The sequence below is a fragment of the Paracidovorax wautersii genome, from assembly GCF_031453675.1.
Taxonomy (GTDB): Bacteria; Pseudomonadota; Gammaproteobacteria; order Burkholderiales; family Burkholderiaceae_C; genus Paracidovorax.
This window is the reverse complement of the sequence record NZ_JAVIZX010000001.1, coordinates 804,191-831,188: the sequence shown is the minus strand read 5'-3', so window position 1 is coordinate 831,188 and position 26,998 is coordinate 804,191. Positions and strand designations below refer to the sequence as shown.

The window sequence follows — 26,998 nt, the reverse complement described above, 5'->3', positions numbered from 1 at the left end:
CTGCCACCCCATCCGCTGCCATGCCCACCGCCTGCTCTACCGGTCCCGCCTCTCCCCTGCCTGCCGACATCGACCACACCATCGACCGCCTGCTGGCCGGCCTGCAATGGGAGACCACCGTGTTCCATGTGGGCCGCTACTGCGGCGAAAGCTGGCGTGCCTCCACCGCTGGCCATGCCATGGCGGGCTTCCACATCGTGCTGCACGGGCAGTGCTACCTGCACCGGCCGGGCCAGCCGCCGCTGGCGCTGGCGTCTGGCGATGGCGTCTTTCTGCTGGCCGACACGCCGCATGCGCTGTCGCCGCAGCCCGATGCGCCGCTGCCGGCCTGCGCGGGCCCGGCCATGCGGCCCCTGGCGTCCGGCGCCGCGGGTGCGGCCGAGGGCACGGGGCTGGCCTGCGGCTTCTTCCAGTTCACCGGATCGCTCAGCGCCCTGCTGCTGCGCGCGCTGCCGCAGGTGCTGGTGCTGCGGGCCGCGGGCGATGCGGCGCCGGCCGCCCTGCTGGTGGACTGCATGCTGCGCGAGGCGCGGTCGGCGCACGCGGCGCACGGCGCGGACGCCGCGCTGTCGCCCGTCGTGGCGCGGCTGACGGACCTGCTCTTCTTCTACGTGGTGCGCCACGCCGCGCGCGAGGGCTCCGTGCCCGCCGGCCTGTGGCGGCTGCTGCGCGACCCGGCCCTGGCGCCGTTGCTGGCGCGCCTGCTGGATGCGCCGGGCCAGGCGTGGACAGTGGAGCAGATGGCGCAGGCCGTGCACATGTCCCGCGCGCGCTTCTTCCGCGCATTCCAGAGCGCGTGCGGCGTGGCGCCGGCGCAGTTCCTCGCCACGCTGCGCATGCAGGTGGCGGCGCAGCGCATGGAGCGCGGCGAAAGCATCGCCCGCGCCGCCGAACACGTCGGCTACCAGTCGTATGCGGCGTTCTCCCGGGCGTTCAAGAAGGCCAACGGCCTGCAGCCCGGCGCCTGGCAGCGCCTGCGCATGCAGCCGGGCGCCCGGCCGCCGCATTGACGCGTGACAGCCGGGCTACCGGCACGCGGATGTGACGCTGGGGCATAAAAGCGGGACGGTGGGGCAGGGCTTTTCGTCCCCGCGATCGCACAATGGACCGCTCCCCCTTCCCGACCGGAGACTGTATGAGCCGCACCCCGCAGCACACCCTCGCGACCGCCCCCGAAGCCAGCCGCCCGCTGATGGAGCGGGCCATCGCCAACAACGGCTACCTGCCCAACCTGATTGGCGTGCTGGCCGATGCGCCCGTGGCGCTGGAGACCTATCTTACGGTCTCCGGCATCAACGGCCGTGCCAGCCTGCCGCTGGCCGAACGCGAGGTGGTGCAGATCACGGCCGCGCGCATCCACGGCTGCGGCTTCTGCGTGGCGGGGCACACGGCCGTCGCCACCAAGAAGGCGCAACTGCCCGGCGTGCAGGTGCTGGCGCTGCAGAACGGCCAGCCCACCGGCGACGCGCGGCTGGATGCCGTGGCCGCCTTCACCACGGCCGTCATCGCCACGCGCGGCGCGGTGCCCGATCCGGCACTGGCCGCCTGGCGCGCGGCCGGCTATGGCGACGACCAGGCGCTCGAAGTGGTGCTGGGCGTGAGCCTGGCCACGCTGTGCAACTTCGCCAACAACCTGGCGCAGAGCGACATCAACCCCGAACTGCAGCCGTTCGCGCACGGCCGCTTCGCCGCATGAGCGCCGCCATCGATCAGACCCTGCGCTTCGTGCCGCAGGCCACCCGCGACTGGCTGGCCGCGCAGGCCGCCGCGCTGGACACCAGCGCCGCCGCCGCGCCCGAGGTGCTGCGCCGGCTGGGCGATGCCGGCCTGCTGCGCGTGGGCGTGCCGGCCGCGCAAGGCGGTGCGGGCGGCGACACGCGCGACGCCGTGGCCGCCATCGCCGAGGTGGCGCGCCTGTCGCTGGCCGCCGCGTTCGTGCTCTGGGGGCAGCGCTGCTACATCGACTTCGTGCTGCAGGGCGGCAGCCCCGCGCTGCAGCAAGCGCACCTGCCCGCGCTGCTGGCCGGCACGCAGGCCGGGGCCACGGGCCTGTCCAACGCGATGAAGTACCTGTCCTGCATCGAACCGCTGCAACTGCAGGCCACGCCCGCAGAAGGCGGCACGGGCGGCGGCCATGGCGGCTGGTCGGTGAGCGGCCGCATGCACTGGGTGACCAACCTGCATGCCGACGGCTTCCTCGTCGCGGCGGCGGTGCGGGTGCCGGGCACCGATGCACCGGTCATCGTGTCCATCGACAGCCGCAGCGCCGGCGTGCGCCGCAGCGCCGATCTGGACCTGCTCGCGCTGCGCGGCACGCACACGGCCGCCATCGACCTGCAGGGCGCGGCCGTGCCCGCCAGCGCCGTGCTGGCCGTGGACGGGCCGCGCTTCCTGCGGGCGGCGCGCCCCGGCTTCCTGGCCATGCAGTGCGGCATGTCCATCGGCCTGGCGCAGGCCGCGCTGGCATCGGCCCAGCAGCACATGGGCGATGCCCGCGCGGTGCTGGCGCCCCGCATCGGTGCGGCGCAGGCGGCGCTGCAGGCCGCGGTGGCGGCCATCGACCACGGATTGCTCAGCGGGCAGTTCGAGGCCCAGCCCGTGCCACTGTTCCAGGTGCGGCTGCAGCTGGCCGCGCTGGTGCAGGAGGCGCTGCAGCTCGAACTGCAGGCCACGGGCGGCAAGGCCTATCTGCTGGACCGCGCGCCCGACTTCGGCCGGCGCTGGCGCGAGTCGGCCTTCATCCCCGTGATCACGCCCAGCCTCACGCAATTGCAGGCGGCGCTGGCGCAGGCCGGTGTTCAGGCCCCCGCGGCCACCGGGGTCGCCGCGGCCGCCGCTGCCGGGGTGGCGGCCTGATGGCGCTGGCCACGCAGCCCCCTCCGATCGGGTCGTCCGAGCCGCCTGCCGAGGCGGGTGCCGGCATCGCGCTGCGCGGCACGGGCCTGTCTTTCCGGTACGCGGGCGGCGGCGCGCCGGTATTCGAGGACGTGTCCATCGCCATCGACGCCCGCGAGATCGTCGCGCTGCTGGGCGGCAGCGGCTGTGGCAAGTCCACGCTGCTGCGCACGCTGGCGGGCCTGCAGCCGCCCACGCAGGGCGCGGTGGAGTTTCTGGGCGCCCCGCTGACGGCACCGCACCCGCGCGCGGCGGTGGTGTTCCAGCAGGCCAGCCTGCTGCCCTGGCTGAACGTGGCTGCCAACACCGCGTTCGGGCTCGACTTCAAGCACCAGCCGGCCATCGACGCGGCCACGCTGCGCGGGCGCGTGCAGACCTGCCTGGCCGCCGTGGGACTGCAGGGCAGCGAGCGCCTGTACCCGGCGGCGCTGTCGGGCGGCATGGCGCAGCGCGTGGCCCTGGCCCGGGCTCTGGCGCGCGAGCCGCGCCTGCTGCTGGCCGACGAGCCGTTCTCGGCGCTCGATGCCATCACCCGCACCGGCATGCAGGACCTGCTGGTGGAGCTGGTGCACCGCTGGCACACGGCCGCGCTGCTGGTCACGCACGACATCGACGAGGCCATCCTGGTGGCCGACCGCATCGTGCTGATGGGCCCGCGCGGCGGCGTCGCGGGGCAGCCGGGCACGCTGGTGCGCGAATGGCGCGTGGACATTCCGCGCCCGCGCCATGCGCACCCGGCGGCCACCACGGCGCTGCGGCTGGACATCCTCGCCGCGCTGCACGACACGCACGTTGTGGCGCAGGCGCTGTAAGCGTCCTTGCTTCTGCTTCTGTATTCCCCCTCTCCCATCGGCATCGTGAAAGGTCTTTCCCATGTCCCACCACCGCTCCCCTGAATCGCTGAACTACCAGCACCTCTGCGCCTCCAGCCAGTGCGACTGCGGCATCACGCGGCGCGACTGGCTGCGCATCGCCGCGCTGAGCGGCGCCGCCGCCACGCCGCTGCTGCGTGCGGGCGACGCGCGGGCCCAGTCCTTCAAGGGCGACGATGTGCCCGTGCGCATCGGCTACCTGCCCATCACCGACGCCACGCCGCTGCTGGTGGCGCACGGCCGTCAGCTGTTCGAGGCCGAGGGCCTGCGCACCGAGAAGCCGCGCCTGTTCCGCTCGTGGGCGCAGATCGTCGAGGCCTTCATCGCCGGCCAGGTGAACGTGGTGCACCTGCTGTCGCCCACCACGCTGTGGGTGCGCTACGGCTCGAAGTTTCCGGCCAAGGTGGTGGCGTGGAACCACGTCAACGGCTCGGCCCTCACGGTGGCCAACGAGATCAACGCCGTGGGCGACCTGGGCGGCAAGACCGTGGCGATCCCGTTCTGGTACTCCATCCACAACATCGTGCTGCAGCAGATCCTGCGCGCCGAAGGGCTCACGCCCGTGTCCAAGCCGCGCAGCGCAGCGCTGGGCGCCAAGGAGGTGAACCTGGTGGTGCTGGCACCGGCCGAGATGGTGTCGGCGCTGGCGGCCAAGTCGGTGGCCGGCTACATCGTGGCCGAGCCCTTCAACGCCGCGGCCGAGAACCTCAAGATCGGCAAGGTGCTGCGCTTCATCGGCGACGTGTGGAAGAACCACGCCTGCTGCCTGGTGACGCTGGCCGAACGCGATGTGGCCGAGCGCCCCGAGTGGGCCCAGCGCGTGACCAATGCCCTCGTCAAGGCCCAGCTGTGGACGCGCAACAACCAGCTCGACACCGCCAAGCTGCTGGCCAGCACGGGCGAGGGCAAGTACACGCCGCACGGCCTGCCCGTGCTGTCCAAGGTGCTGGCCGCGTCGGACTACGCGGGCTACGAGCAGGCCGGCGTGGTCAAGCACAAGGGCTGGTACCAGCGGCGCATCGACTTCCAGCCCTACCCGTACCCTTCGTACACCGAGGAACTGGTGCGTGCGCTGCGCGCCACCCAGGTCGAAGGCGACGCCGCCTTCCTGCAGCAGCTCGATCCGGCCTTCGCCGCGCGCGACCTGGTGGACGACCGCTTCGTGAAGGCCGCGCTGGCGCAGGTGGGCGGGCTGGCCGCGTTCGGCGCGCCGGCCGCGTTCACCCGCACCGAGACCATCGCCGTCTGATGGCCGGCGCGGCACGACGATGGGCCGGCCGCATCGGCTGGCCGCTGCTGGGCTTCGGCATCGCGCTCGGGCTGTGGGCGCTGGGCGCGCGCCAGCTGTCGGACGTGGCGGCCATCCGCGACGCGTTCTCGCCGCAGGCGGGGCTGGCGGCGTGGTGGCGGCTGCTGGCGGACGGCAGCCTGTGGCACCACATCGCCATCAGCCTGCAGCGCATCTTCATTGCGCTGGGCGTGGCCCTGGCGGTGGGCGTGCCGCTGGGCGTGCTGCTCGGCATGTCGCCGCTGTTCGCGCGCATCAGCGGCACGGTGTTCCAGTTTCTGCGCATGGTGTCCCCGCTGTCGTGGATGCCGCTGGCCGTGATGGCGCTGGGCGTGGGCGAGGCACCGGTGGTCTTCCTGCTCGCCTTCGCCGCCGTCTGGCCGGTGATGCTGAACACCGCCGCCGGTGTCGCCGCGCTGGATCCGGCCTGGCTGCGGCTGGCGGCCAGCCTGTCGGCCACGCGCTGGGAGGTGGTCACGCGCGTGGTGCTGCCGGGCATCGTCACGCACGTGCTCACGGGCTTTCGCCTCGCCGTGGGCATCGGCTGGATCGTGCTGGTGCCGGCCGAGATGCTGGGCGTGTCTGCCGGCCTGGGCTATTTCATCCTGGACACGCGCGATCGCCTGGCCTACGACGAGCTGACGGCGGGCATTCTCACCATCGGCGTGCTGGGCTTCTGGCTGGATGCGCTGGCGCGCTTCGCCAGCCGGCGCTGGACGCACGCCCGTGGCTGATGGCGTGAGCTATTGAAAACATAGCTGCATGCACCTGATTTATAAGGACTTCAGGCACTTATGTGTCTGAATCCAAGGCGGGTCAAGCGCAAGGCGCTATGTTTTTGATCAAACGAAAGCCGTAAGCTGGCGAGCACGCCCTGCCGGCATGCGGCGCACCGGCCGGCCAAGGGGCGCGGCCGCCCGCCGTGCCTGAAGCGGCAGCAACCGCCGCCGCCCCAGCGGCAGCGGCGTCCGGGGCTCAGCGGAACACGACCGTCTTGTGGCCGTTGAGCAGCACGCGGTGCTCGGTGTGCCACTTCACCGCGCGGGCCAGCACCTGGCTCTCGGTGTCGCGGCCGCGGGCCGTGAGGTCTTCCACCGTGTCGGTGTGGTCGGCGCGGGCCACGTCCTGCTCGATGATCGGGCCTTCGTCCAGGTCGGCCGTCACGTAGTGGGCGGTGGCGCCGATGAGCTTCACGCCGCGGTCATGGGCCTGGTAGTAGGGCTTGGCGCCCTTGAAGCTGGGCAGGAAGCTGTGGTGGATGTTGATCGCCCGGCCTTCGAGCTTGCGGCACAGGTCGTCCGACAGCACCTGCATGTAGCGCGCCAGCACGACCAGCTCGGCGCCTTCCTGTTCGATGATTTCGAACTGCCGCGCCTCGGCCTGCGCCTTGTTGTCCTTTGTCACGGGAATGTGATGGAACGGCACGTTGTAGCTGGCGGCCAGCTGGTAGAAGTCGCGGTGATTGCTGATGATGGCGGCAATATGCACCGGCAGCAGGCCCGACTTCCAGCGGAACAGCAGATCGTTCAGGCAGTGGCCTTCGCGGCTGACCATGATGACGGTCTTGACCGGCGCGTTGGCGGCGTGCAGATGCCAGCGCATCTGGTGCGGCTCGGCAAAGGCCGCCAGGCGCTCGCGCAGCGTGGACTGGTCGAGGGTGCTGCACGCGAACTGCAGGCGCATGAAGAACAGGCCGGTCGCGTGGTCGTTGTATTGGGCGGCCTCTTCGATGTTGCCGCCCTGTTCCAGCAGGAATCCCGAGACGGCGTGCACCAGCCCCAGGCGGTCGGGGCAGGACAGGGTGAGAATGTAGGCTTGGGTCATAGCCCCGCGATTGTCGCAGCACGGCCCGGCCACCGGATGGTGTGAAGAGGAGTTTCATGGACAGGGACACGCCGGCCGCCCGGTTTTCCGCCCCTTGGGCGGGTGCGCTGGTCGCCGCCGTGGCCGGCGCACTGTGGGTGTGGGGGGCCGATGCGCTGCTGGCACCGCTGGCCGGCGACGCGCAGGCCCTGCGCCTGGCGCGGCGCGTGGGCGACTCGCTGCTCGTGCTGGCCGCGGCCGGCCTGCTGTGGCGCCAGCTGCGCCGCGTGCGCGCCGAGCAGGCGGCGCGCCGCTTCCTGCGCCGGGAGCGCGACCTGATGGTGCGCTATTCCCCCGCCGGCATCGCGCGCATCGCGCTCACCGGCCGGGTGCTGTGGGTGAACGAGCGGCTGCGCCACCTGCTGGCCCTGCCGCTGCAGACGGTGGATGCGCTCAACTTCCGCGACGTGGTGCAGTGCAGCGATGCCGACTGGGCCGCGCTGCAACTGCAGCTGCAGCGCCTGCTGTCCGGCCAGATCGACCACTACGTGGGCGAATACCTCTGCCGCCGCGCCAGCGACGGCCGGATCGTGCCCCTGCTGGGCACGACCACGCTGGCCCCGCGCGGCGATGGCACGGGGCCCGAGCACCTCGTCTGCGTGCTGCAGGACATGAGCGAGATCCGCGATGCGCGCCTGGCGCTGGAGCGCAGCGAGACGCGCCTGCGCCTGGCGCTGGAGGGCAGCGGCGGCGGCATCTGGGACTGCGACCTGCCGCGGCGCCAGCTCAGCTTCTCGGCCGGGGTGCAGCGGCTGCTGCACTACGGGGGCACCGACTTCGGCCGCGACTTCCACTGGCTGCACCGCCTGCATGCCGACGACCGGCGCCGCGTGGTGGCCTCCATCCGCTATGCGCTGGCGGCGGGCGAGCCGTTTGCCGAGAGTGCGCGGCTGCGCTGCTTCGACGGGGAGTTCCGCTGGTTCATGGCGCGGGGCATGCGCCACCTGGACGACATGGGCCGGCCGGAGCGCTTCACCGGCATCCTCACCGACCAGAGCGACCAGCGGCGCGACGAGGAGCGCCAGCGCCTGGCCGCGACGGTGGTGGACAACACGGTCGAGGGCGTGGTGGTGACCGATGCGCAGAACCGCATCCTGTCCGTCAATGCCGCCTTCACCCGGCTGATGGGCTACACCGAGCGCGAGCTGCTGGGCAAGACGCCGCGGCTGTTCAAGTCCGGCCGGCACGACCGCATCTTCTACGAGGCCCTGTGGGAGCGCCTGGTGCGCACCGGCCACTGGCAGGGCGAGATCTGGAACCGGCGCAAGAACGGCGAGGTCTTCCCCGAGCACATGTCCCTTTCCAGCGTGCGCGACGCGGCGGGCAAGGTCACGCACTACGTGTGCATGTTCACCGACATCTCCGAGGAGAAGGCGCGGCACCAGCGCCTGGAGTTCCTGGCGCACAACGACCCGCTGACCGAACTGGCCAACCGCAACTGGTTCGCGCACCAGCTGGAGCAGGCGATGCACGAGGCCCGCGCGAGCGGCGAGCACATGGCCGTGCTGCTGCTGAACCTGGACCGCTTCAAGGACGTGAACGACAGCTACGGCCACGCCACGGGCGACCAGGTGCTCAGGCACATCGCGCGCAAGGTGCAGGCGGCCATGCGGCCCGGCTACCTGCTCAGCCGCGTGGCCGGCGACGAATTGGGCGTGCTGGCGCGCCACCTGCGCAGCGACGAGGAGGCCGCCGACGTGGCGCGCGACATGATCGCCGCGGCGGCCGACCCGTGGCGCTCGCCCGAGGGCTTCGAGGTGGTGGCCGGCGCTAGCGTGGGCATCTGCCTCTTTCCCGAGCACGCCGCCACGGCGCAGACCCTGCTGCAGGGCGCGCACGCGGCCGTGTACGGCGCCAAGGCGCGCGGGCGCGGCGCGTGGTGCTTCTTCGACGAGCGCATGACGGCCGCCGCGCGCGAGCGCCTGGCGCTGGAGTCGCGCCTGCGCCAGGCCCTGGCCCTGGGCCACCTCAAGCTGTACTACCAACCGCAGGTGGACATCGCCACAGGCCGCATCACCGGCGCCGAGGCGCTGGTGCGCTGGGTGGACCCGCAGGAGGGACCGATCTCGCCCACGCGCTTCATTCCGGTGGCCGAAAGCTCCGGCGTCATCGGACCGTTGGGCGAATGGGTGATGCGCGAGGTCTGCCACCAGGGCCAGCGCTGGCGCGAGGCCGGCCTGCCGGCGCTGACGCTGGCGCTCAACGTGTCGCCACGCCAGTTCCACCTCACCGACCTGGTCGGCTGCGCCGCGGCGGCGCTGCGCGACACCGGCTACCCCGCCACGCTGCTGGAGCTGGAGATCACCGAAAGCGCGCTGGCCGAGCGCCCCGAGGAGGCGCGCCAGGTGCTGCTGCGCCTGCGCGAGCTGGGCGTCCGCATGGCGGTGGACGACTTCGGCACGGGCTATTCATCGCTCGCCCACCTCAAGCGCTTTCCGATCGACGTGCTCAAGATCGACCGCGGCTTCATCAAGGACCTGCCGCAGAACGCCGACGACATGGCCATCTGCACGGCCATCATCGCCATGGGCCACAGCCTGGGGCTGTCGGTGCTGGCCGAGGGCGTGGAGACGGACGCGCAGCTCGCCTTCTTGCGCGAGCGCGGCTGCGACAGCTTCCAGGGCTATCTGTGCGACCGGCCCCTGCCGGCCGATGTGTTCACCGCCCAGCTGCAGGCGCAGGTGCTGCGGCTGGCGCAGCAGGCGTCGTAGCCGCCGGCGCGCCGCCGGAGCCGGCCAGGCCACGGCGCAGGTCGGCGCAGGGGTCCTGTGGCGGCAGCGCAGGGGTGGGGAGGACCAGGTCTGCTTCGGAATTTGTAGCTGTCTGCGCTGGCCCTGATTGGGCCAGTGCCACTTTGGACGTCAAACCGGCCGGCCAGTGCGTGGGCACGCCCTGGTGGCGCAGCACATGGCCGCCGCCAGCGACCAGCACCACCACGCGGCCGGGCGCGCGCGCCGCCGCGGCCACGCGCGCCATGCTGGCGTCCCGCGCGATCTGGATGCGGGCCATGCCGGGGATCTGCGATTCAGGAAGGAGGCCGCAGTGGCCATCGCGCAGCGCCTGGTACTGCTGCTGCAGCGCCTGCGGCGGCAGGTGGCCGTCCCAGCGCTCGTCGCGCAGGGCGTCCCGCATCTGCGCGCGCGGCAGGTTGCCGCCCAGCACCGGCACGCCGGCCTGCACCGCGGCCATGGCGACCGGCCCGTAGTGGGCCCACGGCCAGGCCCGGTCCTGCCAGGCGAGCGCCTGCTGCACCTGCGCCTCGCTGGCGTCGCGGGGCAGGCCTTGCGTGCTGTGGCCCGCCTCGGCCATTTCCATCACCAGGGCCGCCAGCTGCTGGCGCGCGGCCAGCCACTGCACGGCTTCGCGCTGCAACTGCTGGTGTGCGGGGGCATCGTGCTGCTCGCCGATGAGCAGGATGTCGGTGGGCAACAGCGTGGCGATCTGCGCCGGCCACGGGGCGGGGGCCTGCGCTGCAGGAGTGGCGCAACCTGCCAGCGCGGCGGCCAGGGCCGCCAGGGAACAGGCCGCCGCCAGAGCGGATCGCCCCGTGCGAGGGGTTCGGTCGGAAGAGGGCATGGCGGCATCCTAGCGCGGCCTACCCAGCCCCCGGGCCGCCGCAGCGGCAGCCCGCAAGAGCCCTGTCTCTGATCAGACCTGGGAGATGAACTGCTCGCGCGGACGGCGGACCTTGGTCAGGTTCACCAGCCAATCGCCCTGCGTTGCGCGGTAGCCCAGGGGCAGCAGCGCTACGCTGCGCAGGTGGCGTTCGCCCAGACCCAGGATCTCGTCCAGTGCCTTGGGCTCGAAGCCTTCCATGGGCGTGCTGTCGACGCTTTCGTGCGCCGCGGCGATCAGGGCGGCGCCCAGGCCGATGTAGGCCTGCCGTGCCGCGTGCTGGAAGTTCACCTCCGCGTCGCGCTGCGGATAGGTGTTCAGCAGCATCTGGCGGTAGTTCTCCCAGCCTTCGTTCTTGAAGCCGCGCACTTCGTTGGTGTAGTCGAACATCGCGTTGATGCGCTCGGGCGTGTAGTTGTCCCATGCGGCGAAGACCAACAGGTGGGATCCGTCCACGATCTGGGCCTGGTTCCAGGCGATGGCCTGGATGCGTGCGCGCACGGCCGGGTCGGTCACCACGATGATTTCGAACGGCTGCAGGCCGCTGGACGTGGGCGCCAGGCGGGCGGCCTCCAGGATGCGGTCGAGCCGGTCGGCAGGCACCTTGAGCGCCGGGTCCATCTTCTTGGTGGCGTAGCGCCATTGCAGGCGTTCGATGAGGCCGGAGGCATCGGCCGGCGCACCGGAGGCGGCCTGTGGGGCGGAATGGGACGGGACAGAAGACATGGAAGGATTCCAGATGACAAAGGCGGTCAGTGTGCCGCCGGGCGCCCTCCCCACCAAGGAGATGCGCGACACCACTGTGTTCACGCCTTGGCAACAGTGGGACGCCATTTTTTGCATTGCGGAAAGAAAGTGCTGCCCCCGCGGGTGCCGCCGGGCCTCTTCGGGGGCCGCGGGTCGGTGCGCGGACACGGAGCCGGGCCGGCAAGACGGCCGGCCACAGTGGCGGTGAGGCTATCGGGGCGGCGTATGGTGTGGTTTCTCCCCAGCCAGGAACCTGCCGCCCGGACCCACCGCGCCGCGCCGCTCCCAGCGAGGACGGTAGCGCCGCCGCTGCCTGGGCCGGAAAGGTCTGGCGTCCGGCGGCACGGCCGCATGGAGGACGGCGACGTGCGCCGGTCCGGAGCGGTGGCAGGGGGCGCAGGTGCCGCCCGCTTGGCCGCTCCAGCCGGCGCGCAGCGCACCCGCCCCACCACCCGGTGCCTGGCACGATGGACCCGTCTTGATCGATTGACATTTGTCCACACGCCGGCAGGCGCCCGGGTGTAGAAAGGCGGTCGCCGTCCTGGGTACAACACCGCACACGGAGCTTGCGACATGAAACGAGACACCGATCCCCTGGCCCTGAGCGTTCCGGCCACCCCCCTGCCCACCCAGCCCATCAGCCTGGATGTCCTGCGCGAGAAATACCTCAAGCCGGGCGAGGACGATGTGGAGGTGCTCTACCGCCGCGTGGCGCGGGCGCTGGCCTCGGTCGAGCCCGCGGCGCAGCGCGCACGCTGCGAGGCCCTGTTCCTGGACAACCTGCGCGCCGGCGCCATCGGCGCGGGCCGCATCATGAGTGCGGCCGGCACGGACATCCAGGCCACGCTCATCAACTGCTTCGTGCAGCCCGTGGGCGACTGCATCCAGGGCGTGGACGACGGCGGCTACCCCGGCATCTACGAAGCCCTGCGCGAGGCCGCCGAGACCATGCGGCGCGGCGGTGGCGTGGGCTACGACTTCTCGCGCATCCGGCCGCGGGGCGCCCGCGTCAAGGGCACGGCCTCGCAGGCGTCCGGGCCGTGCAGCTACATCAACGTGTTCGACCAGTCGTGCTCCACGGTGGAGAGCGCGGGCGCACGCCGCGGCGCGCAGATGGGCGTGCTGCGCATCGACCACCCGGACGTGCTGGACTTCATCACCGCCAAGCGCACGCCGGGCCGCTGGAACAACTTCAACGTCTCCGTGGCCGTGCCCGGCGAGTTCATGGCGGCCGTGGAGGCCGATGGCCCCTGGGATCTGGTGCACCGCGCCGAGCCCGGCGAAGCGCTGAAGGCCGGGGGCGCGCGGCTGCGCGAGGACGGGGTGTGGGTGTACCGCACCGTGCCTGCGCGCGAGCTGTGGGACACCGTGATGACGTCGGCCTACGACTTCGCCGAGCCGGGGATCCTCTTCCTGGACCGCATCAACGAAGACAACAACCTGCGCTACTGCGAGGACATCGCCGCCACCAACCCCTGCGGCGAGCAACCCCTGCCGTCCTACGGCTGCTGCGACCTGGGGCCGGTCATCCTCACCCGCTTCGTGCGCCATCCCTTCGGCCTGCAGGGCGAGGCCCCGTCGTTCGATTTCGAGGCCTTCGGCCGCGCCGTGGCCACGCAGGTGCGGGCGCTGGACAACGTGCTCGACGTGACCTTCTGGCCGCTGCCGCAGCAGCGCGAGGAATCGGCGGCCAAGCGGCGCATCGGCGTGGGCTTCACGGGCATGGGCAACACCCTGGCCATGCTGCGCCTGCGCTACGACCGCCAGGAAGGCCGCGACATGGCGGTGCGCATTGCCCAGCACATGCGCGATGCGGCCTATGCGGCCTCGGTCGAGCTGGCCAAGGAAAAGGGCCCCTTCCCCCGTTTCGACGCCGAGGGCTACCTGGCGCCGGGCACCTTCGCCAGCCGGCTGCCGCAGGCGCTGCAGGAGGCCATCCGCCAGCACGGCATCCGCAACAGCCACCTGCTGTCCATCGCGCCCACGGGCACGGTGAGCCTGGCCTTCGCGGACAACGCCTCCAACGGCATCGAACCGCCGTTCTCCTGGACCTACACCCGCCGCAAGCGCGAGGCCGACGGCAGCCGGAGCGAGTACGCGGTGGAAGACCACGCCTGGCGCCTGTACCGCTCGCTGGGCGGGGACGTGGACCGGCTGCCCGACTATTTCGTCTCGGCGCTCGCCATGTCGGCCACCGAGCACGTGGCGATGATGGAGGCCGTGCAGCCCTACGTGGACACGGCCATCTCCAAGACCGTCAACGTACCGGCGGACTATCCCTACGAAGACTTCAAGGGCCTGTACCTGCAGGCCTGGCGCGCCCGCCTGAAAGGTCTGGCCACGTACCGGCCCAACGCCATCCTGGGCGCCGTGCTGGAGGCCACGCCGGCTTCTGCGCCGGCCGAGGCCCCCGCGGCCGCCGCGCCGGCCCCGGCGCCGGTGGCCGCGCCCCCGGTGGACCCGATGCGCGTGGTGGTCGAAACCCGTCCCAAGGGCGGCCTGGCCGCCGTGGCCGAGAAGATCGAGTACTGGACGCAGGAGGGCCACAAGACGCTGTACCTCATCGTCTCCTTCCTGCCCGTGCCCGACGGCCGCGGCAGCACGGTGGACCGCGCCATCGAGTTCTTCATGCCGGTGGGCCAGAGCGGCGAGTCGCAGCAGTGGATCACCTCCAGCATGCGCCTGCTGTCGCTGGCGGCGCGCGGCGGCTTCCTGGAGCGGGCCCTGTCCGACATGCGCAAGGTCGCCTGGGACCGCGGCCCCGTGCGCCTGGGCACCCACCGCAAGGACGACGGCACGCAGGTCCCGATGTGGCACGACTCCGAGGTGGCGGCCATGGCCTATGCCATCCAGAACATCCTGTCCCGCCGCGCCGAGGCGCCTGCCCAGCAGGTGCTGCCGCTGGACGAGCCACCCATGCCCACCGGCATGCCGCCCGCCATGGCCGGCAAGAAGTGCGGCGAATGCGGTGCCCACGCGGTCATCCGCAAGGACGGCTGCGACTACTGCACGCAATGCGGCCAGCTGGGCAGCTGCGGATGAGCGCACGCCTGCAGGACGCTGAGCCGCTGCCGGCGGCGGGCGAGACCGAGGGGCCTGCCGGTCGTTCCGCGGAATCGGAGATCGGGCCCGAGCCCCTGCAGGCCGCCGCCGCGTTGCAGGTGCTGCTGCAAGCCCGGCAGACGACCCTGCCGCGCCGTCTGGGCACGCCCGGGCCGGACGCGCAGCAGCTCGCCGCCATCGTCGGCGCCGCGGCGCATGCGCCCGACCATGGCCGCTTGCAGCCGTGGCGCTTCGTGCGGGTGCCGGCCGATGCGCGGGACGCGCTGGCCGAGGCCTTCGCGCAGGCGCTGCGGGAGCGCGAGCCCGCCGCGGAGCCCGAGGCGCTGGCCCAGGCGCGCGAGAAGGCCTACCGCAGCCCGGAACTGTTGCTCGTAGTGGTCGATGCCGCGCAGGCCGATGCCGCCGTGCCTGCGCCGGAGCGCTGGGTGTCCGCTGGCTGCGCCGTGCAGAACCTGCTGCTCATGGCCACGGCGCTGGGCTTCGGCTCCGCGCTGACCAGCGGGCAGTCCTTGCAGTCGCAGGCGCTGCGCACGCTGTTCGGTCTGCGCGCGGCCGAGCAGGCGCTGTGCTTCGTCAGCCTGGGCACGGTGGTGGTGGCCAAGGCGCCGCGGGCGCGCCCCGCCGTCGATGCGTACACGTCCACGCTCCGGCCCCAAGGCGCTCCGGTGCCGGGGCTGCATCTGCCGCCGGCCGTGGCGCCTTGACGCCTGACCGCCATGCTCGTGCCGCAACGCCGCCGCGTCCTTTCTTTGTAGCGCTTCCTTTGTACCGTTCCGACCTGCGGACTGTTTCCATGCATGGGCCTCTCTTTCGCTCCCCCCAACCGCCGTGCGCCGCGCAGGCGCAGCCGCAACGGCAGCGTCCGCCGCACCTCTGTCTCCGCCCCTGTCCCTGCGCCGGGCAGCGCGCGGCGCCGGGGCGGCCCCTTTGGCGCCAAAGTGTTTCTGGCCGCTGCCTGGGGCCGTCGCCCTCTGCCGCCGCGCACCGAAAAATGGGCCGCCCATGACCGCGCGGGTGTCGCTTCCCGGTGTGCGCTCGCCGGGCGTGGGTTTCGAGCAGCCCTTCGAGATGCTGGAGGCCTGCCACGAACGCGTGCTGCGCTCGCTCGATCTGCTGCAGCGGCTGCGCGCCCATGTGCGCAGCCACGGCGGCGATGCGTCCGCCCGGCAGGCGGCGCAGGATGTGCTGCGCTACTTCGACATCGCGGCGCCGCTGCACCATGAGGATGAGGAGCGGCACGTCTTCCCGCCTCTGCTGGCGCGCGCCGGCGCCGGCCACAGCGATGGCGGGGCACAAGCCGCCGAGGCGGTTGCCCAGCTCGTGCGCCAGCTGCAGCGCGACCACATCGCCATGGCCGCGGCCTGGGACGCAGCGCGCGGGCCGCTGCAGGCCCTGGCGCGAGGGAGCCTCGACGCCTTTGCGCCGGACCATGAAGCGGCCTTCGACCGGTTCGCCGCGCTGTACGCCGACCACCTGCGGCACGAAGACGCCACCGTCTACCCCGCCGCCCAGGCCCTGCTGGCGCCGGACACCGTGCAGCAGATGGGCCAGGAAATGGCACGGCGCCGCGGGGGGCGCTGAGGGCCGGCCTCGCTCTACGCACGGTTGCGCCCCCCGTGCCGGGCTGCCGTTGTAGGCACCTCTAGGCTGGATGCTCTGTTTTCGATAGCTGTCTGCGTTGGTGCAGAAAGGGCTGGAGCCCTGTAGGACCCTGAAGAATTCTCCGTCTGGGCCGGCCACCCAGAGCGGCATGCAGATGCATGCTCTTGGTTTAATAGCTGACTGCGCTGATTCCACAAGGGCTGGCGGCCTGTAGAGCCCGTAATCTCCCGCCCTGCCATGCCGGGTCCTGCACCGCTGGGCGATACTTGGCAGGCCTTCCCGCCCGCCTCCGCATGGTCTGCGCCGGACCTGGGCGCCGGATGCCCGGCACCTGCGGGACGGCCTGTCTGTCTGCCTGCCCGCCTGCTGCCTTCGCCGTTCCCGCCGCCCATGCGCCCGCTGCCGTCCCTGCCTTTCCCCGCCCGCGTCGTCCTCACCCTTGCCATTGCGTGGATCGCGGCCGCGGCCTGCGTGGCGCTGCACACGCCGCTGCCCTGGATGATCGGGCCGCTGCTCGCCACCTCGCTGCTGTCCATGGCCGGTGCGCCGACCGACAGCGCCGGACCGTTGCGCAATGCCGGGCAGTGGACCATCGGCGCGGCCCTGGGGCTGTACTTCACGCCGCAGGTGGGCGCGCTGATCGCGGGGCTGTGGTGGGCGATCGTGCTGGGCATTGTCTGGGCGCTGGCGCTGGGCTGGCTCTTCGGTGCCTGGTTGTACCGGTTGCATGCACCGCGCATGCACGGCGTGCCGGCGGCGATGCTCCGCCCGACGAGCTATTTCGCGGGGGCCATCGGCGCGGCATCGGAGATGACGCTGCTGTCCGAGCGCGAGAACGCCCGCACCGATCTGGTGGCCGCCAGCCACAGCCTGCGGCTGGTCATCGTGACGGTGACGATTCCCTTCGCGCTGCAGTGGAGCGGACTGCATGGGCTGGACACGCTGCCGCCCGCGGTGCGCACGGTCGATCCGGCCGGGCTGGCGCTGCTGGCGGCCGCCACGGGGGCCGGGGCGCTGGTGATGCGCTGGCTGGGCCGTGCCAATCCGTGGTTCATGGGCGCGCTGGTGGTGTCCATGGCCATCGCGCTGTGCGGCATCACGCTGTCGGCCGTGCCGCAAGCGCTGGTGAATGCGGCGCAGCTGGTCATCGGCGTCAGCCTGGGCGTGCGCTTTCGCGCGGATTTCCTGCACACCGCGCCGCGCTGGCTGGGCTCGATCGCCGTGGGCACGGTGGTGCTGATGCTGCTGTGCGGCCTGTTTGCCGTGGCGCTGTCCTGGGTCACCGGGCTGCACTGGGTGACGATGGTGCTGGGCACGTCGCCCGGCGGCATCGCAGAAATGTCGATCACCGCCAAGGTGCTGCAGCTCGGCGTGCCGGTGGTTACCGCCTTCCAGGTCTGCAGGCTGATCGCGGTGCTGCTGATCGTGGAGCCGATGTACCGGTGGATCTACCCGCCGCAGGGGCCGGCCACGGCTGCGGGCTGAAAACCCTTGCGGCGTTGCTGCCGGTCTCGGCTCTTGCCTCGGTGTGGGTTGTCCTGCTGGGTATGGTGTGTCGGCGACGGCCGCGCTAGGCCTTCAGCGGCCTTGAACGCTGAGGTTTGCCCACAGCGCAGAGGCCTTGCGCGCCCCCCACCAGCAGACGCCGTGGAACGGGCTTCGCCCGGCCACTGGCGTCGTCCCCTTTCCCGGCGCAGCCGAGAGAAGGGAAAGCGACGCAGTCGCTCAGGGGGTTGTCATCTAGTGCACGACGACCGGGTTCTGCGCCAGGCCTACGTAGCCGTCCAGGGTGTCGTCCACCTCTTCCTGGGTGGGCGTGTCGCGCTGCCAGGCCAGGATCTGCTCCTGGAACATCTCGGCCCAGGAGCCGTCGAGGTAGACCTCCTTGCCGGAGCGCTTGTCCACGATCTCAAAGCCGTGCCGTCCCAGCTGGGGGACCAGCGGGCTGGCGAGTTCGGCGTCCTCGCGGCCCGCGTCGGGCTGCATGTGGACCACCACAAAAGAGTCAGAGTCGTAGAGCATGTGCATGGAGTTCCCCCTGTCAGTACGTCTGATTCAGATGGCAGCCCCGGCGGCCAGTTCAAGCCCTGGCCTGTGGGCGCTGCTGGAACACAGTATTTCACGGAAAACCGGGCGGCGCGGGCTCGCGGGCCTTTTGGGGGATTCGTCCCACGCCGGTGTGGGCGGATGCGTACAGCGGCCCAGGCTCGCGCGGCGGGGCATCAGGGCGTGCCGTGGTCGCTCAGCCGCAGGTCGGCGTAGTCGCCGTTCGATTGCGTGAGGCGGATGCGCACCGGCAGATAGCCCAAATGCGTGCCCAGCCATAGCTCGGCCTTCTGGTCGTGGTCCTTGCGGGGCAGGCGCTGCAGTTTGAGGGCCGGCGTGGGGCCGGCGGGCAGGTCCAGCGTTTCGGCGCCTTCCACGGTAAAGGTCCAGCGGTCGGCGTTGCGCGCGCTGACGGTGGTCAGCGTGATACGGGTGCCGGGCGGGTAGCGGTCGGGTGCGGCGGCCAGCAGGGCGCCGAGCTGGATGAACACGCTCAGCCGGTCCTGCGCGCCGGGGCTGACGCCCGCCTGCGGCGTGTTGGCGCTGAACACCACCTTGCCGACTCCGAAGTCGAAATGCGCGGCCTGTTCACTGCGCGACTTGTCGCCGAAGCGCTCGGGCTGCAGGCCGGCGGCGGTGATCTGGCCGCGGCTGGTCTGGGCGCGTGAGCCGAGCAAGAAGGCCTTGACCTCCTGCCGCGCCTCGTAGCCCGCGCCGTCATGGCGCCAGACCAACTCGGCCCCGGCGTTGTAGTTGAAGCCCTTGGCCTGGCCGCTGACGTCGAACGCCAGCCGCGCCGGGTCGGGCAACTTCACGGGCGGCGGGGCCCCTGCGGCCGTATTGCTGGCGGCGCCCGGTGGGCGGATGTCGATGCCGGCGTCGGAGGCCTCCGGGGCCTCGGCGGCGGAGGCTGCGGCGACCGGCTCGGGCGCTGCGGCCGTTGCCGTGGCCGGTTCTGCGCGCTGCGAGGCAGGCGCCTGCGCGGCGGAGGCAGCGGCCAAGGCCGGATCGGCGGGGGAGGCGATGCCCTCGTCGGCGGGGACGGCCTCCGCTGGCGCCGCGGGGGCGGGCTGCGGCATGTCCGGCCCCTCGGCGGCAGGCGCTCGCTCCTGCGGTGCGGCCGCTGGCACGGGCGCCGGGGCGGGCGGCTGGGGCGGTGGTGGCGGCTTGCGCACCGGGGCGGGGCGGGGCGGGGGAGCCGGCGCGGGTTCCTGCACGGACGGTGGAGGCGGCGGCGGTGGAGGGGGTGGTGGCTCCACCATGCGTGTCTGAAAGGCCAGCGGCTGCGGCGCGCCGGCATCGGCATCGCTGCCGCCCAGCGGCAGGCCGCGCAGCACCAGCCAGTGCAGTGCCAGCACCGCGGCGGTGAGCCAGAGCAGCGCGCGGCGGGGCATCAGCGCTGCGCCGCCTCGCCGTCCAGCCGGCCGAGATCGCACGAGAGCTGGGCTGCGGCGGCCTGCAGCGGCGCGTCGATGGCGCCGCCCCAGGCCGTGTCGAATGTGGCGACCGAGCCCAGCGTGGTGATGCCCAGTGCCAGGTGCCCGTCGGCATCGAACACCGGGGCGCAGAAGGCGACGATGCCGGGCAGGAGCGTGTCCACCACGCGGGCCGAGCCGCGCTCTCGCACCTCGTGCAGCAGCGCGTCCACGGCCGCGGCGTCGGTGGGCAGGTCGGTGCGGCCCAGGCGCGCGGCGTGCTGCTGCAGTTCCTCCTGCAGCAGCGCGGCGGTGGTTTCGCGTGGCAGAAACGCCGCGAAGCAGCGCCCCGTGGCGGACGACAGCAGCGGCATCACGTCGCCCAGGCGCAGATTGGCGGTCACGGCCTGGGGCGACTCCTCCCAGTGCACGATGGTCGGGCCGCGGTTGCCCCACACGGCCAGGGCCAGGGTGTGGCCGATGGTCTCCATCAGCGCGGGCATGCGCTCGCGCGCCAGGCGCATGGCGTCCAGCCGCGCCAGCGAGGCCAGCCCCAGCTTGAGCGCGGCCGGGCCCAGGTCGTAGCGGGCGGTGCGCGCGTCCTGTACCACCAGGCCCAGGCGCTGGAAACTCACCAGGTAGCGGTGGGCCTTGGCGGCGCTCATGCCGGCGGCGGCGGCCAGGTCCTTGAGCATCAGCGGGCCGCGGGCGCGGGTCAGCCCGTCCAGCAGCGCGAACCCCACCTCGACCGACTGGATCCCTGCACGTTCCTTGTCCATCTGTTCTAGAATTTCGAGGTTTTGTTTAGTTAAATCAATTTACCCAATCGTAATTCGTGCTGGGTAAGGCCGGCGGTCTGCGGCAATGCCAGACGCCTGCGGGTGGCCGCGGCGCCGCACCGCGCGGAGACGAAAAAAAGTGGACCTGATCGCATGAAGCTCGCCACCTACAAAGACGGATCCCGTGACGGCCAGCTGGTCGTCGTCTCCCGCGACCTGGGCACGGCCCATTATGCGACCGGCATCGCCAGCAAGATGCAGCAGGTGCTGGACGACTGGGGCTTCCTCTCGCCCCAGCTGCAGGACCTGTACGACCAGCTCAACGCCGGCCGCTCGCGCCATGGCTTCCCGTTCGATCCCGCCCAGTGCATGGCTCCGCTGCCGCGTGCCTACCAGTGGGCGGACGGCTCGGCCTACATCAACCACGTGGAGCTGGTGCGCAAGGCGCGCAACGCCGAGGTGCCCGAGAGCTTCTACACCGATCCGCTGATGTACCAGGGCGGCAGCGACGACTTCATCGGCCCGTGCGACGACGTGGTGGTGCCCAGCGAGGCCATGGGCATCGATTTCGAGGCCGAGATCGCCGTGGTCACCGGCGACGTGAAGATGGGCGTGACGCCCGAGCAGGCGCTGGACGGCATCCGCCTGGTCATGATCGCCAACGACGTCTCGCTGCGCAATCTCATTCCCGCCGAGCTGGCCAAGGGCTTCGGCTTCTTCCAGTCCAAGCCGGCAACGGCCTTCGGCCCCGTGGCCGTCACGCTCGACGAACTGGGCGATGCCTGGCGCGAAGGGCGCCTGCACCTGCCGCTGCAGTCCACCTGGAACGGCCGCAAGGTCGGCCTGTGCGACGCCGGCCCGGAGATGACCTTCCACTTCGGCCAGCTGATCGCCCACATCGCCAAGACCCGCAACGTGCGCGCCGGCTCCATCGTCGGCAGCGGCACGGTCAGCAACAAGGGCGTGGAGCAGAACGGCCGCATGGAGTGGCCCAAGGGCTACAGCTGCATCGCCGAAAAGCGCTGCATCGAGACCATCCAGGACGGCAAGCCGTCCACGGAATTCATGAAGTTCGGCGACACCATCCGCATCGAGATGAAGAACGCGGCCGGCCAGAGCGTCTTCGGCGCCATCGACCAGGCCATCGCAGGGCCGGCCGCATGAGCGCTGGCGCAGCAGGCCTGCTGCGCGCCGCCCTGCGCCGCCGGCTGGCATGGGCCTGCGGCTGGGCGCTGCTGTGGCCCGCCCTGGCCGGCGCGCAGCCCGCCACGGCCGGGGTGCCGGCGCCCGCGGCGGCGGCTGCCTCCCTCCCTGGGCCCGCGGCCGCCTGCCCGCCTGCCGCCGTGCCGCTGGACCCGGCCACCATTCCCCAGGGACTGCGCCGCGCGCAGGACCGGGGCGTGCTGTGGCGGGTGGAGCAGGGCGGCCGCACCAGCTGGCTGTACGGCACCGTGCATGCCGCCTACCGCGACTGGATGCTGCCCGGCCCGCAGGTGCTGGCGGCCGTGCGTGCCAGCGACCGCGTCGCCCTGGAGCTGGATCTGCTGGACCCGGCCGTCGGCCAGGCCCTGGTCGCGGCCATGCGCCAGCCGCCGAACGCTCCGCCCCTGCCGCCGGCACTGGAACGCCGCCTGGATGCGCAACGTACGGCCGCCTGCGCCGAGGCGGGCTTGGCCGAGCTGCGGCCGGAGCTGCAGGTGGTCTCGCTCGCCGTGATGGCGGCGCAGTGGGACGGCATCGACGCCGCCTACGGTACCGACTTCGTGCTCGCCGGCCTGGCGCGGGGGCTGCGCAAGCCCGTGGTGTCGCTGGAAACGCCCGCGCAGCAGATGCAGGCGCTGACCTCGGACGATCCGGTCCGCACGGTGGCGGCCGTGGAGGCCGGCCTGCAGGCGCTGGAAGGCGGCAGCGTGCGCGGCACGCTGCGCACGCTCGTCCAGGCCTGGTCCGACGGGCGCACGCAGCTGCTGGAGAACTACGGCAGCTGGTGCCAGTGCATGGACACGGCCGAGGAGCGCGAGGACTTCGATCGCCTGGTGACCGGCCGCAACCCGGGCCTGGCCGATGCCATCGCCGCCCAGCACCGCGCGGGGCAGCGCGTGTTCGCCGCCGTGGGCGCGTTGCACATGGTCGGCCCGCAGGGGCTGCCCACGCTGCTGGCGGCCCGGGGCTTCCGCGTGGAGCGGGTGCGCTTCGCCGCGACGGCACCGGCATCGGCACCCGATTCACCGTCCAAAGGGCCGCCAAGGCAATAGCAGTAAGCGCCACCAGCTACCAAAGAAGTAGCGCGGCGCGGCGGCCGGGGCCGCCTTCCATCCCACGACACAGGAGACAAACACCATGCAGCGCAGACACCTGCTCCAGAACGCCCTGGCCCTGGCCGGCGCAGCGGCCGCGCCGGGCGCGTTCGCCCAGGCCGACTATCCGAACCAGCCCATCCGCTGGGTCGTGCCGTACCCGGCCGGCGGCGGCACCGACGTGCTGGCCCGCACCATGGCCGAGGCGATGCGCGGCCCGCTGGGCCAGCAGATCGTGGTGGACAACCGCCCCGGCGCGTCCACCAACATCGGTGCGCAGATGGTGGCCACGGCCAAGCCGGACGGCTACACGCTGATGTCGGCCGACAACGCCTTGCTGGCCTACAACGAGCACCTGTTCAGCAAGCTGCCCTTCAGCCCCGAGAAGGACTTCACGTACATCGGCGGGCTGTCGCGCTTTCCGCTGGCACTGGTGGTGCACCCGGGCTTCGCGGCGAAGACGCTCAAGGACTTCATCGCCTATGCCAAGGCGAACCCGGGCAAGCTCAACTACGCCTCGCCCGGCAACGGCTCGCCGCACCACCTGGCGATGGAGATGTTCAAGAACCGCACGCAGACCTTCCTGACGCACATTCCCTACCGCGGCGCGGCCCCCGCGCTGCAGGACGTGATGGGCGGCCAGGTGCCGTGCATGTTCCTGGACCTGGCGGCCGGCCTGCCCGTGATCCAGGCCGGCAAGGTGCGGGCGCTGGCCATCGGCTCGGCACGCCGCGTGGCGGCCCTGCCCGACGTGCCCACGCTGGCCGAAGCCGGCGTGCCGAACACCGAGGTCTATGCCTTCCAGGGCGTGCTGGCCCCGGCGGGTCTGCCCGCCGCGCTCACCACCCGGCTGAACGCAGAGATCAACCAGGCCCTGGCCACGCCGGCCGTGGCCAAGCGCATGCAGGACTTCGGCATGGAGGCGCTGCCCGGCACGCCCGAGCAGTTCCGCGCCATGGCACGGGCCGAGTCCCGCCGCTGGGGCGAGACCATCAAGGCCGCCGGCGTGAAGCTGGACTGATCGGGCCGCGCAGCGGCGTGGCGGCTGCGCTGGCGCCAGCCCTGCGCAGAGGGCGCCGCAGCCCGTTGCACGCGGTCGCCCGGCTGCCTTCCGTTGCCTGAAGGCCGGCCGGAAAGGGGCGGATGGCACCTGCCAGCCCGGGGGCTGAGCCCCTCTTGACCCCCGTCAAACCACCCGCCGGCGCGGGCCGCCCTCCCGGCGCCCGCCCGTCCGCACGATGGTTCCTGCTATGGGCTTTGAGAGTTGATAGTCAAATCGGGCTCTGGCGCAATACTGGCGTGCGCTTCTAGCTATTTTTTTGATAGTATCCCGGCCGCGCTGCAGCGCTCGGCCCTCCGCGCGGGGCCGGCCGGGCGCACCCCTTCCACCGGAGCCGCCTGCCATGCTCAATTTCGACTTCCACAACCCCACCCGCATCCTCTTCGGCCAAGGCCGCATCGCCGACATCGGCCAGCATGTGCCCGCCCAGGCGCGGGTGCTGATCCTGGTGGGCGGCGCCAGCGCCGAGCGCTCGGGCACGCTGGGGCGCGCGCGGCAGGCGCTGGACGGGCGGGTGCACGACACCTTCAGCGGCATCGAGCCCAACCCCAGCTTCGAGACCTGCCTGCAGGCCGTGCAGCGCGTGCGCGAGGGCGGCTTCGACTTTCTGCTGGCCGTGGGCGGCGGCTCGGTGATCGACGCGGCCAAGTTCATCGCCGCGGCGGTTTGCTTCGACGGCGACCCGTGGGAGATTTTGCAGAAGCGCGGCCGCAACATCCACGCGGCGCTGCCCTTCGGCACCGTGCTCACGCTGCCGGCCACGGGCTCGGAGATGAACAACGGCTCCGTCATCACCCACCGCGAGCGCGGCTCCAAGCTGGCCTTCAGCAGCCCGCACACCTACCCGCGCTTCTCGGTGCTGGACCCGGCCAAGACATACACCCTGCCGATCAAGCAGCTGGCCAACGGCGTGGTGGATGCCTACGTGCACACCATGGAGCAGTACCTCACCTACCCGGCCAACGCGCCGGTGCAGGACCGTTTTGCCGAAGGCCTGCTGCGCACGCTGATCGAGGTGGGTCCGCGCATCGTGGCCGCGCCCGAACCGGTGTACGACGACCGCGCCTCGCTCATGTGGGCGGCCACCATGGCGCTCAACGGCCTGATCGGCGTGGGCGTGCCGCAGGACTGGGCGACGCACATGATCGGCCACGAGCTGACGGCGCTGCACCACATCGACCACGCGCGCACGCTGGCGCTGGTGCTGCCCGCCATGCTGAACGAGCGGCGCGACGCCAAGCGCGCCAAGCTGCTGCAATATGCCGAGCGCGTGTGGGACCTGCGCGAAGGCAGCGAGGACGCGCGCATCGACGCCGCCATCGAACGCACGCGCGCCTTCTTCGAGAGCCTGGGCATTCCCACCCGCCTGTCGGCCTACCGGCTGGGCGGCGAGACGGTGGACGCCGTCATCGCGCAGCTGCAGGCGCACGGCATGACGCAACTGGGCGAGCACCGCGACGTGACGCCCGAGGTGAGTCGCCGCGTGCTGGAAGCGGCCCTGTAGGCCGCAACCGCGTTCCGGCGTGCAGCCCAGCGGCGCAGCCGCGAACGCTGCTACCGTGCGGGCCTGTTTGTTGTTTGCTGTCCCCTTCCTGTACAAGAAAGCGACCCCGACATGGCCCACATCCTCATGGTTCTGACCTCCCACGACCAGCTCGGCGACACCGGCAAGAAAACCGGTTTCTGGCTGGAAGAATTCGCCGCGCCGTACTACGCCTTCAAGGACGCCGGTGCGCAGATCACGCTGGCCTCGCCGAAGGGTGGCCAGCCCCCGCTGGACCCCAAGAGCGACGAGCCCGACGCCCAGACCGAAGCCACCCGCCGCTTCAAGGCCGATGCCGAGGCGCAGAAGCACCTGGCCACCACCGTGCCGCTGTCCAGCGTGAAAGCCGCAGACTTCGACGCCGTCTTCTACCCCGGCGGCCACGGCCCGCTGTGGGACCTGGCGGAAGACGCGCAGTCCATCGCGCTGATCGAGCAGACCTTGGCCGCCCAGAAGCCGCTGGCCCTGGTCTGCCACGCGCCCGGCGTGCTGCGCCACACCAAGGCGCCCGGCGGCGAACCGCTCGTCAAAGGCCGCAAGGTGACGGGCTTCACCAACACCGAGGAAGAGGGCGTGCAGCTCACCCAGATCGTGCCGTTCCTGGTCGAGGACATGCTCAAGGCCAACGGCGGCGAATACGCCAAGGGCGCCGACTGGGCCCCCTTCGTGCTGACCGACGGCCTGCTGGTGACGGGGCAGAACCCCGCATCGTCCGAGCCGGCCGCCAAGGCGCTGCTGCAGTTGCTGAAGTGATGCGGCTGGTCAGGAGGTAAATCGGCCTCTGGCGCCTGCTGGGTAATCGCTGATTGCTATTGAATGAATAGCGTTGGGCGCTTTTGGCGTCCACCGCCTCCGCCCGGTGGAATAGGGTGACGCCATCGCGCTAGATGCGACGGGCCCAGCCTTTCAGTGCGGCCCCCATGGCTTGTGCGCGGGCTCAGGCCGTCGCGGCGCCTTCAAAACGGCAGGATGCCCGGCAGCAGCGGCCGGTCCAGGCGCTGGCGCCACCACTTCAGCGCCTCGCCCATGTGCTCCGGCCGCCAGGCCAGGAAGAAGGGCTCGTCCGGACGCGGGGCCTCCACCTCCAGCTCCACCAGGATGCCGGTTTCCAGTTCGGTGCGCACGCAGGCGCGGGGCAGGAAGCCGTGTCCCAGGCCGGCGGCCTGCGCGGCGATCTTGGCGTGCATGTGCGGCACGATGATGCGGCGCTGCCCCGAGAGCAGGCCGATGGTCCGGTCGTTCGATGACCGTGCGCCGTCGCCCACCACCACGGCCGTGTGCTCCAGCAGGTCGCCGCGCGTGAGCGGGCGCTTGAGCTGGGCCAGCGGGTGTGTGGCCGTCACGCAGAACACGAACTGCAGCGTGCCCACCGGCACGGCCTTGTAGCCGCCGCCGGCCGGGCCTTCCCCGGCCGCCACCACGATGTCGGCGCGGCCCTCGCGCAGGGCCTCCCAGGTGCCGGTCATCACGTCGCAGCCGATGCGCAGGCGCGTGCCGCAGTTCAGGTCTTCGAACGCGCAGATGTCCTGGTTGAAGGCGTGCGTGGGAATCAGCGAATCGTGGACCAGCCGCACCTCGGACTCGAAGCCCGTGGCGATCTGCCGCATGCGCGATTCCAGCTGCTTGGCGCCCACCAGCAGCCAGCGGCCCTCCTTGATCATTTCCTGCCCGGCGGGGGTGAGCGTCACGCGCGGCCCGTTGCGGGTGAACAGGGCAAAGCCCAGCTGTTCCTCCAGCTTGGCGATGGCGTACGAGATCGTGGACGGCACCTTGTGCAGCCGTTCGGAAGCCCCGGCGAACGAGCCGTGCCGGGCGATGGCGTCCACCAGTTCGATGGCTTCCAGGGAGAGTTTCAGCATGGCAAAACCGCCTTGATTTGGATCATCGAAATTATCGATGATTGCGGCCCAAAC

General features: G+C 71.7%; 23 protein-coding genes. 16 read left to right on the top strand and 7 right to left on the bottom strand.

The genetic code is table 11. From position 1 onward, the window contains the following. Positions 1-20: 20 nt before the first annotated feature. From QE399_RS03795 to QE399_RS03770, 6 genes are all read left to right on the top strand, one after another. A complete protein-coding gene (locus QE399_RS03795) occupies positions 21-1,010 on the top strand; it encodes an AraC family transcriptional regulator (RefSeq protein WP_309826252.1) in 990 nt (329 codons plus the stop codon). A 125-nt stretch (positions 1,011-1,135) separates the two neighbouring features. Next, positions 1,136-1,696 (top strand): carboxymuconolactone decarboxylase family protein, encoded by a 561-nt coding sequence (locus QE399_RS03790; RefSeq protein ID WP_309826250.1) that lies wholly within the window; start codon positions 1,136-1,138, stop codon positions 1,694-1,696. Then, complete coding sequence (locus QE399_RS03785) at positions 1,693-2,856, top strand: acyl-CoA dehydrogenase family protein (RefSeq protein ID WP_309826248.1); 1,164 nt, start codon at positions 1,693-1,695, stop codon at positions 2,854-2,856. The genes QE399_RS03790 and QE399_RS03785 overlap by 4 nt, the downstream gene beginning before the upstream one ends. Further along, positions 2,856-3,707: an ABC transporter ATP-binding protein gene (locus QE399_RS03780; protein ID WP_309826246.1), complete on the top strand. Its 852-nt coding sequence runs from the start codon at positions 2,856-2,858 to the stop codon at positions 3,705-3,707. Before QE399_RS03785 ends, QE399_RS03780 begins: the two co-directional genes overlap by 1 nt. A 61-nt stretch (positions 3,708-3,768) precedes the next feature. Then, complete coding sequence (locus QE399_RS03775) at positions 3,769-5,016, top strand: ABC transporter substrate-binding protein (RefSeq protein ID WP_309826244.1); 1,248 nt, start codon at positions 3,769-3,771, stop codon at positions 5,014-5,016. Further along, positions 5,016-5,789 (top strand): ABC transporter permease, encoded by a 774-nt coding sequence (locus QE399_RS03770; RefSeq protein ID WP_309826243.1) that lies wholly within the window; start codon positions 5,016-5,018, stop codon positions 5,787-5,789. Before QE399_RS03775 ends, QE399_RS03770 begins: the two co-directional genes overlap by 1 nt. 241 nt (positions 5,790-6,030) lie before the next feature. Here the strand turns inward: QE399_RS03770 and purU are convergent, their stop codons facing one another. Then, on the bottom strand, positions 6,031-6,879 hold the full coding sequence (gene purU, locus QE399_RS03765) for a formyltetrahydrofolate deformylase (RefSeq protein ID WP_309826241.1): 849 nt from the start codon (positions 6,877-6,879) through the stop codon (positions 6,031-6,033). Between the two features lie 56 nt (positions 6,880-6,935). On the opposite strand from purU, the gene QE399_RS03760 reads away from it, so the two are divergent. Continuing rightward, positions 6,936-9,629: a sensor domain-containing protein gene (locus QE399_RS03760; protein ID WP_309826239.1), complete on the top strand. Its 2,694-nt coding sequence runs from the start codon at positions 6,936-6,938 to the stop codon at positions 9,627-9,629. Here QE399_RS03760 and QE399_RS03755 read toward each other — a convergent pair. Both QE399_RS03755 and QE399_RS03750 read right to left on the bottom strand, forming a co-directional pair. Beyond that, the gene (locus tag QE399_RS03755; RefSeq protein WP_309826237.1) at positions 9,577-10,494 is read right to left on the bottom strand and encodes a ChaN family lipoprotein; all 918 of its coding nucleotides are present in this window, start codon (positions 10,492-10,494) and stop codon (positions 9,577-9,579) included. The two genes, QE399_RS03760 and QE399_RS03755, sit on opposite strands and share 53 nt — an antisense overlap. Positions 10,495-10,566: 72 nt before the next feature. Next, positions 10,567-11,259, bottom strand: coding sequence for a nitroreductase family protein (locus QE399_RS03750; protein WP_309826234.1), 693 nt, complete (start codon positions 11,257-11,259; stop codon positions 10,567-10,569). A gap of 594 nt (positions 11,260-11,853) precedes the next feature. Here QE399_RS03750 and QE399_RS03745 point away from each other — a divergent pair. From QE399_RS03745 to QE399_RS03730, 4 genes are all read left to right on the top strand, one after another. Next, positions 11,854-14,322 carry an adenosylcobalamin-dependent ribonucleoside-diphosphate reductase gene (locus QE399_RS03745; protein ID WP_309826232.1) on the top strand — a complete coding sequence of 823 codons (2,469 nt, stop codon included), beginning with the start codon at positions 11,854-11,856 and terminating at the stop codon, positions 14,320-14,322. After that, positions 14,319-15,047, top strand: a complete 729-nt coding sequence (locus tag QE399_RS03740) for a nitroreductase family protein (protein WP_309826230.1) — start codon at positions 14,319-14,321, stop codon at positions 15,045-15,047. The genes QE399_RS03745 and QE399_RS03740 overlap by 4 nt, the downstream gene beginning before the upstream one ends. A gap of 298 nt (positions 15,048-15,345) precedes the next feature. Further along, positions 15,346-15,924: a hemerythrin domain-containing protein gene (locus tag QE399_RS03735; protein ID WP_309826228.1), complete on the top strand. Its 579-nt coding sequence runs from the start codon at positions 15,346-15,348 to the stop codon at positions 15,922-15,924. A 411-nt stretch (positions 15,925-16,335) separates the two neighbouring features. Continuing rightward, positions 16,336-17,430, top strand: a complete 1,095-nt coding sequence (locus QE399_RS03730) for an AbrB family transcriptional regulator (RefSeq protein ID WP_309826226.1) — start codon at positions 16,336-16,338, stop codon at positions 17,428-17,430. Between the two features lie 255 nt (positions 17,431-17,685). On the opposite strand, the gene QE399_RS03725 is transcribed toward QE399_RS03730, so the two are convergent. From QE399_RS03725 to QE399_RS03715, 3 genes are all read right to left on the bottom strand, one after another. Then, positions 17,686-17,973 carry a BTH_I0359 family protein gene (locus tag QE399_RS03725; protein ID WP_309826224.1) on the bottom strand — a complete coding sequence of 96 codons (288 nt, stop codon included), beginning with the start codon at positions 17,971-17,973 and terminating at the stop codon, positions 17,686-17,688. Positions 17,974-18,167: 194 nt separating this feature from the next. After that, on the bottom strand, positions 18,168-19,385 hold the full coding sequence (locus QE399_RS03720; RefSeq protein WP_309826222.1) for a DUF3108 domain-containing protein: 1,218 nt from the start codon (positions 19,383-19,385) through the stop codon (positions 18,168-18,170). Further along, positions 19,385-20,185, bottom strand: coding sequence for an IclR family transcriptional regulator (locus QE399_RS03715; RefSeq protein WP_309826220.1), 801 nt, complete (start codon positions 20,183-20,185; stop codon positions 19,385-19,387). The genes QE399_RS03720 and QE399_RS03715 overlap by 1 nt, the downstream gene beginning before the upstream one ends. A 153-nt stretch (positions 20,186-20,338) precedes the next feature. On the opposite strand from QE399_RS03715, the gene QE399_RS03710 reads away from it, so the two are divergent. From QE399_RS03710 to QE399_RS03690, 5 genes are all read left to right on the top strand, one after another. Next, a complete protein-coding gene (locus tag QE399_RS03710; RefSeq protein ID WP_309826218.1) occupies positions 20,339-21,349 on the top strand; it encodes a fumarylacetoacetate hydrolase family protein in 1,011 nt (336 codons plus the stop codon). Further along, positions 21,346-22,440, top strand: coding sequence for a TraB/GumN family protein (locus QE399_RS03705; protein ID WP_309826216.1), 1,095 nt, complete (start codon positions 21,346-21,348; stop codon positions 22,438-22,440). Before QE399_RS03710 ends, QE399_RS03705 begins: the two co-directional genes overlap by 4 nt. 85 nt (positions 22,441-22,525) lie before the next feature. Next, complete coding sequence (locus QE399_RS03700; RefSeq protein ID WP_309826214.1) at positions 22,526-23,503, top strand: Bug family tripartite tricarboxylate transporter substrate binding protein; 978 nt, start codon at positions 22,526-22,528, stop codon at positions 23,501-23,503. A gap of 382 nt (positions 23,504-23,885) precedes the next feature. Then, the gene (locus tag QE399_RS03695) at positions 23,886-25,046 is read left to right on the top strand and encodes an iron-containing alcohol dehydrogenase (RefSeq protein ID WP_309826212.1); all 1,161 of its coding nucleotides are present in this window, start codon (positions 23,886-23,888) and stop codon (positions 25,044-25,046) included. A 111-nt stretch (positions 25,047-25,157) separates the two neighbouring features. Continuing rightward, on the top strand, positions 25,158-25,838 hold the full coding sequence (locus tag QE399_RS03690; protein WP_309826209.1) for a type 1 glutamine amidotransferase domain-containing protein: 681 nt from the start codon (positions 25,158-25,160) through the stop codon (positions 25,836-25,838). A gap of 203 nt (positions 25,839-26,041) precedes the next feature. Here QE399_RS03690 and QE399_RS03685 read toward each other — a convergent pair whose 3' ends face one another. Further along, positions 26,042-26,944: a LysR family transcriptional regulator gene (locus QE399_RS03685; protein WP_309826207.1), complete on the bottom strand. Its 903-nt coding sequence runs from the start codon at positions 26,942-26,944 to the stop codon at positions 26,042-26,044. Between the last annotated feature and the right edge of the window lie 54 nt (positions 26,945-26,998).

Coding starts and splice junctions, on each gene's coding strand:
- QE399_RS03795 (WP_309826252.1), top strand. CDS start 21: ATGCCCACCGCCTGCTCTACCGGTCCCGCCTCTCCCCTGCCTGCCGAC.
- QE399_RS03790 (WP_309826250.1), top strand. CDS start 1,136: ATGAGCCGCACCCCGCAGCACACCCTCGCGACCGCCCCCGAAGCCAGC.
- QE399_RS03785 (WP_309826248.1), top strand. CDS start 1,693: ATGAGCGCCGCCATCGATCAGACCCTGCGCTTCGTGCCGCAGGCCACC.
- QE399_RS03780 (WP_309826246.1), top strand. CDS start 2,856: ATGGCGCTGGCCACGCAGCCCCCTCCGATCGGGTCGTCCGAGCCGCCT.
- QE399_RS03775 (WP_309826244.1), top strand. CDS start 3,769: ATGTCCCACCACCGCTCCCCTGAATCGCTGAACTACCAGCACCTCTGC.
- QE399_RS03770 (WP_309826243.1), top strand. CDS start 5,016: ATGGCCGGCGCGGCACGACGATGGGCCGGCCGCATCGGCTGGCCGCTG.
- purU (WP_309826241.1), bottom strand. CDS start 6,879: ATGACCCAAGCCTACATTCTCACCCTGTCCTGCCCCGACCGCCTGGGG.
- QE399_RS03760 (WP_309826239.1), top strand. CDS start 6,936: ATGGACAGGGACACGCCGGCCGCCCGGTTTTCCGCCCCTTGGGCGGGT.
- QE399_RS03755 (WP_309826237.1), bottom strand. CDS start 10,494: ATGCCCTCTTCCGACCGAACCCCTCGCACGGGGCGATCCGCTCTGGCG.
- QE399_RS03750 (WP_309826234.1), bottom strand. CDS start 11,259: ATGTCTTCTGTCCCGTCCCATTCCGCCCCACAGGCCGCCTCCGGTGCG.
- QE399_RS03745 (WP_309826232.1), top strand. CDS start 11,854: ATGAAACGAGACACCGATCCCCTGGCCCTGAGCGTTCCGGCCACCCCC.
- QE399_RS03740 (WP_309826230.1), top strand. CDS start 14,319: ATGAGCGCACGCCTGCAGGACGCTGAGCCGCTGCCGGCGGCGGGCGAG.
- QE399_RS03735 (WP_309826228.1), top strand. CDS start 15,346: ATGACCGCGCGGGTGTCGCTTCCCGGTGTGCGCTCGCCGGGCGTGGGT.
- QE399_RS03730 (WP_309826226.1), top strand. CDS start 16,336: ATGCGCCCGCTGCCGTCCCTGCCTTTCCCCGCCCGCGTCGTCCTCACC.
- QE399_RS03725 (WP_309826224.1), bottom strand. CDS start 17,973: ATGCACATGCTCTACGACTCTGACTCTTTTGTGGTGGTCCACATGCAG.
- QE399_RS03720 (WP_309826222.1), bottom strand. CDS start 19,385: ATGCCCCGCCGCGCGCTGCTCTGGCTCACCGCCGCGGTGCTGGCACTG.
- QE399_RS03715 (WP_309826220.1), bottom strand. CDS start 20,185: ATGGACAAGGAACGTGCAGGGATCCAGTCGGTCGAGGTGGGGTTCGCG.
- QE399_RS03710 (WP_309826218.1), top strand. CDS start 20,339: ATGAAGCTCGCCACCTACAAAGACGGATCCCGTGACGGCCAGCTGGTC.
- QE399_RS03705 (WP_309826216.1), top strand. CDS start 21,346: ATGAGCGCTGGCGCAGCAGGCCTGCTGCGCGCCGCCCTGCGCCGCCGG.
- QE399_RS03700 (WP_309826214.1), top strand. CDS start 22,526: ATGCAGCGCAGACACCTGCTCCAGAACGCCCTGGCCCTGGCCGGCGCA.
- QE399_RS03695 (WP_309826212.1), top strand. CDS start 23,886: ATGCTCAATTTCGACTTCCACAACCCCACCCGCATCCTCTTCGGCCAA.
- QE399_RS03690 (WP_309826209.1), top strand. CDS start 25,158: ATGGCCCACATCCTCATGGTTCTGACCTCCCACGACCAGCTCGGCGAC.
- QE399_RS03685 (WP_309826207.1), bottom strand. CDS start 26,944: ATGCTGAAACTCTCCCTGGAAGCCATCGAACTGGTGGACGCCATCGCC.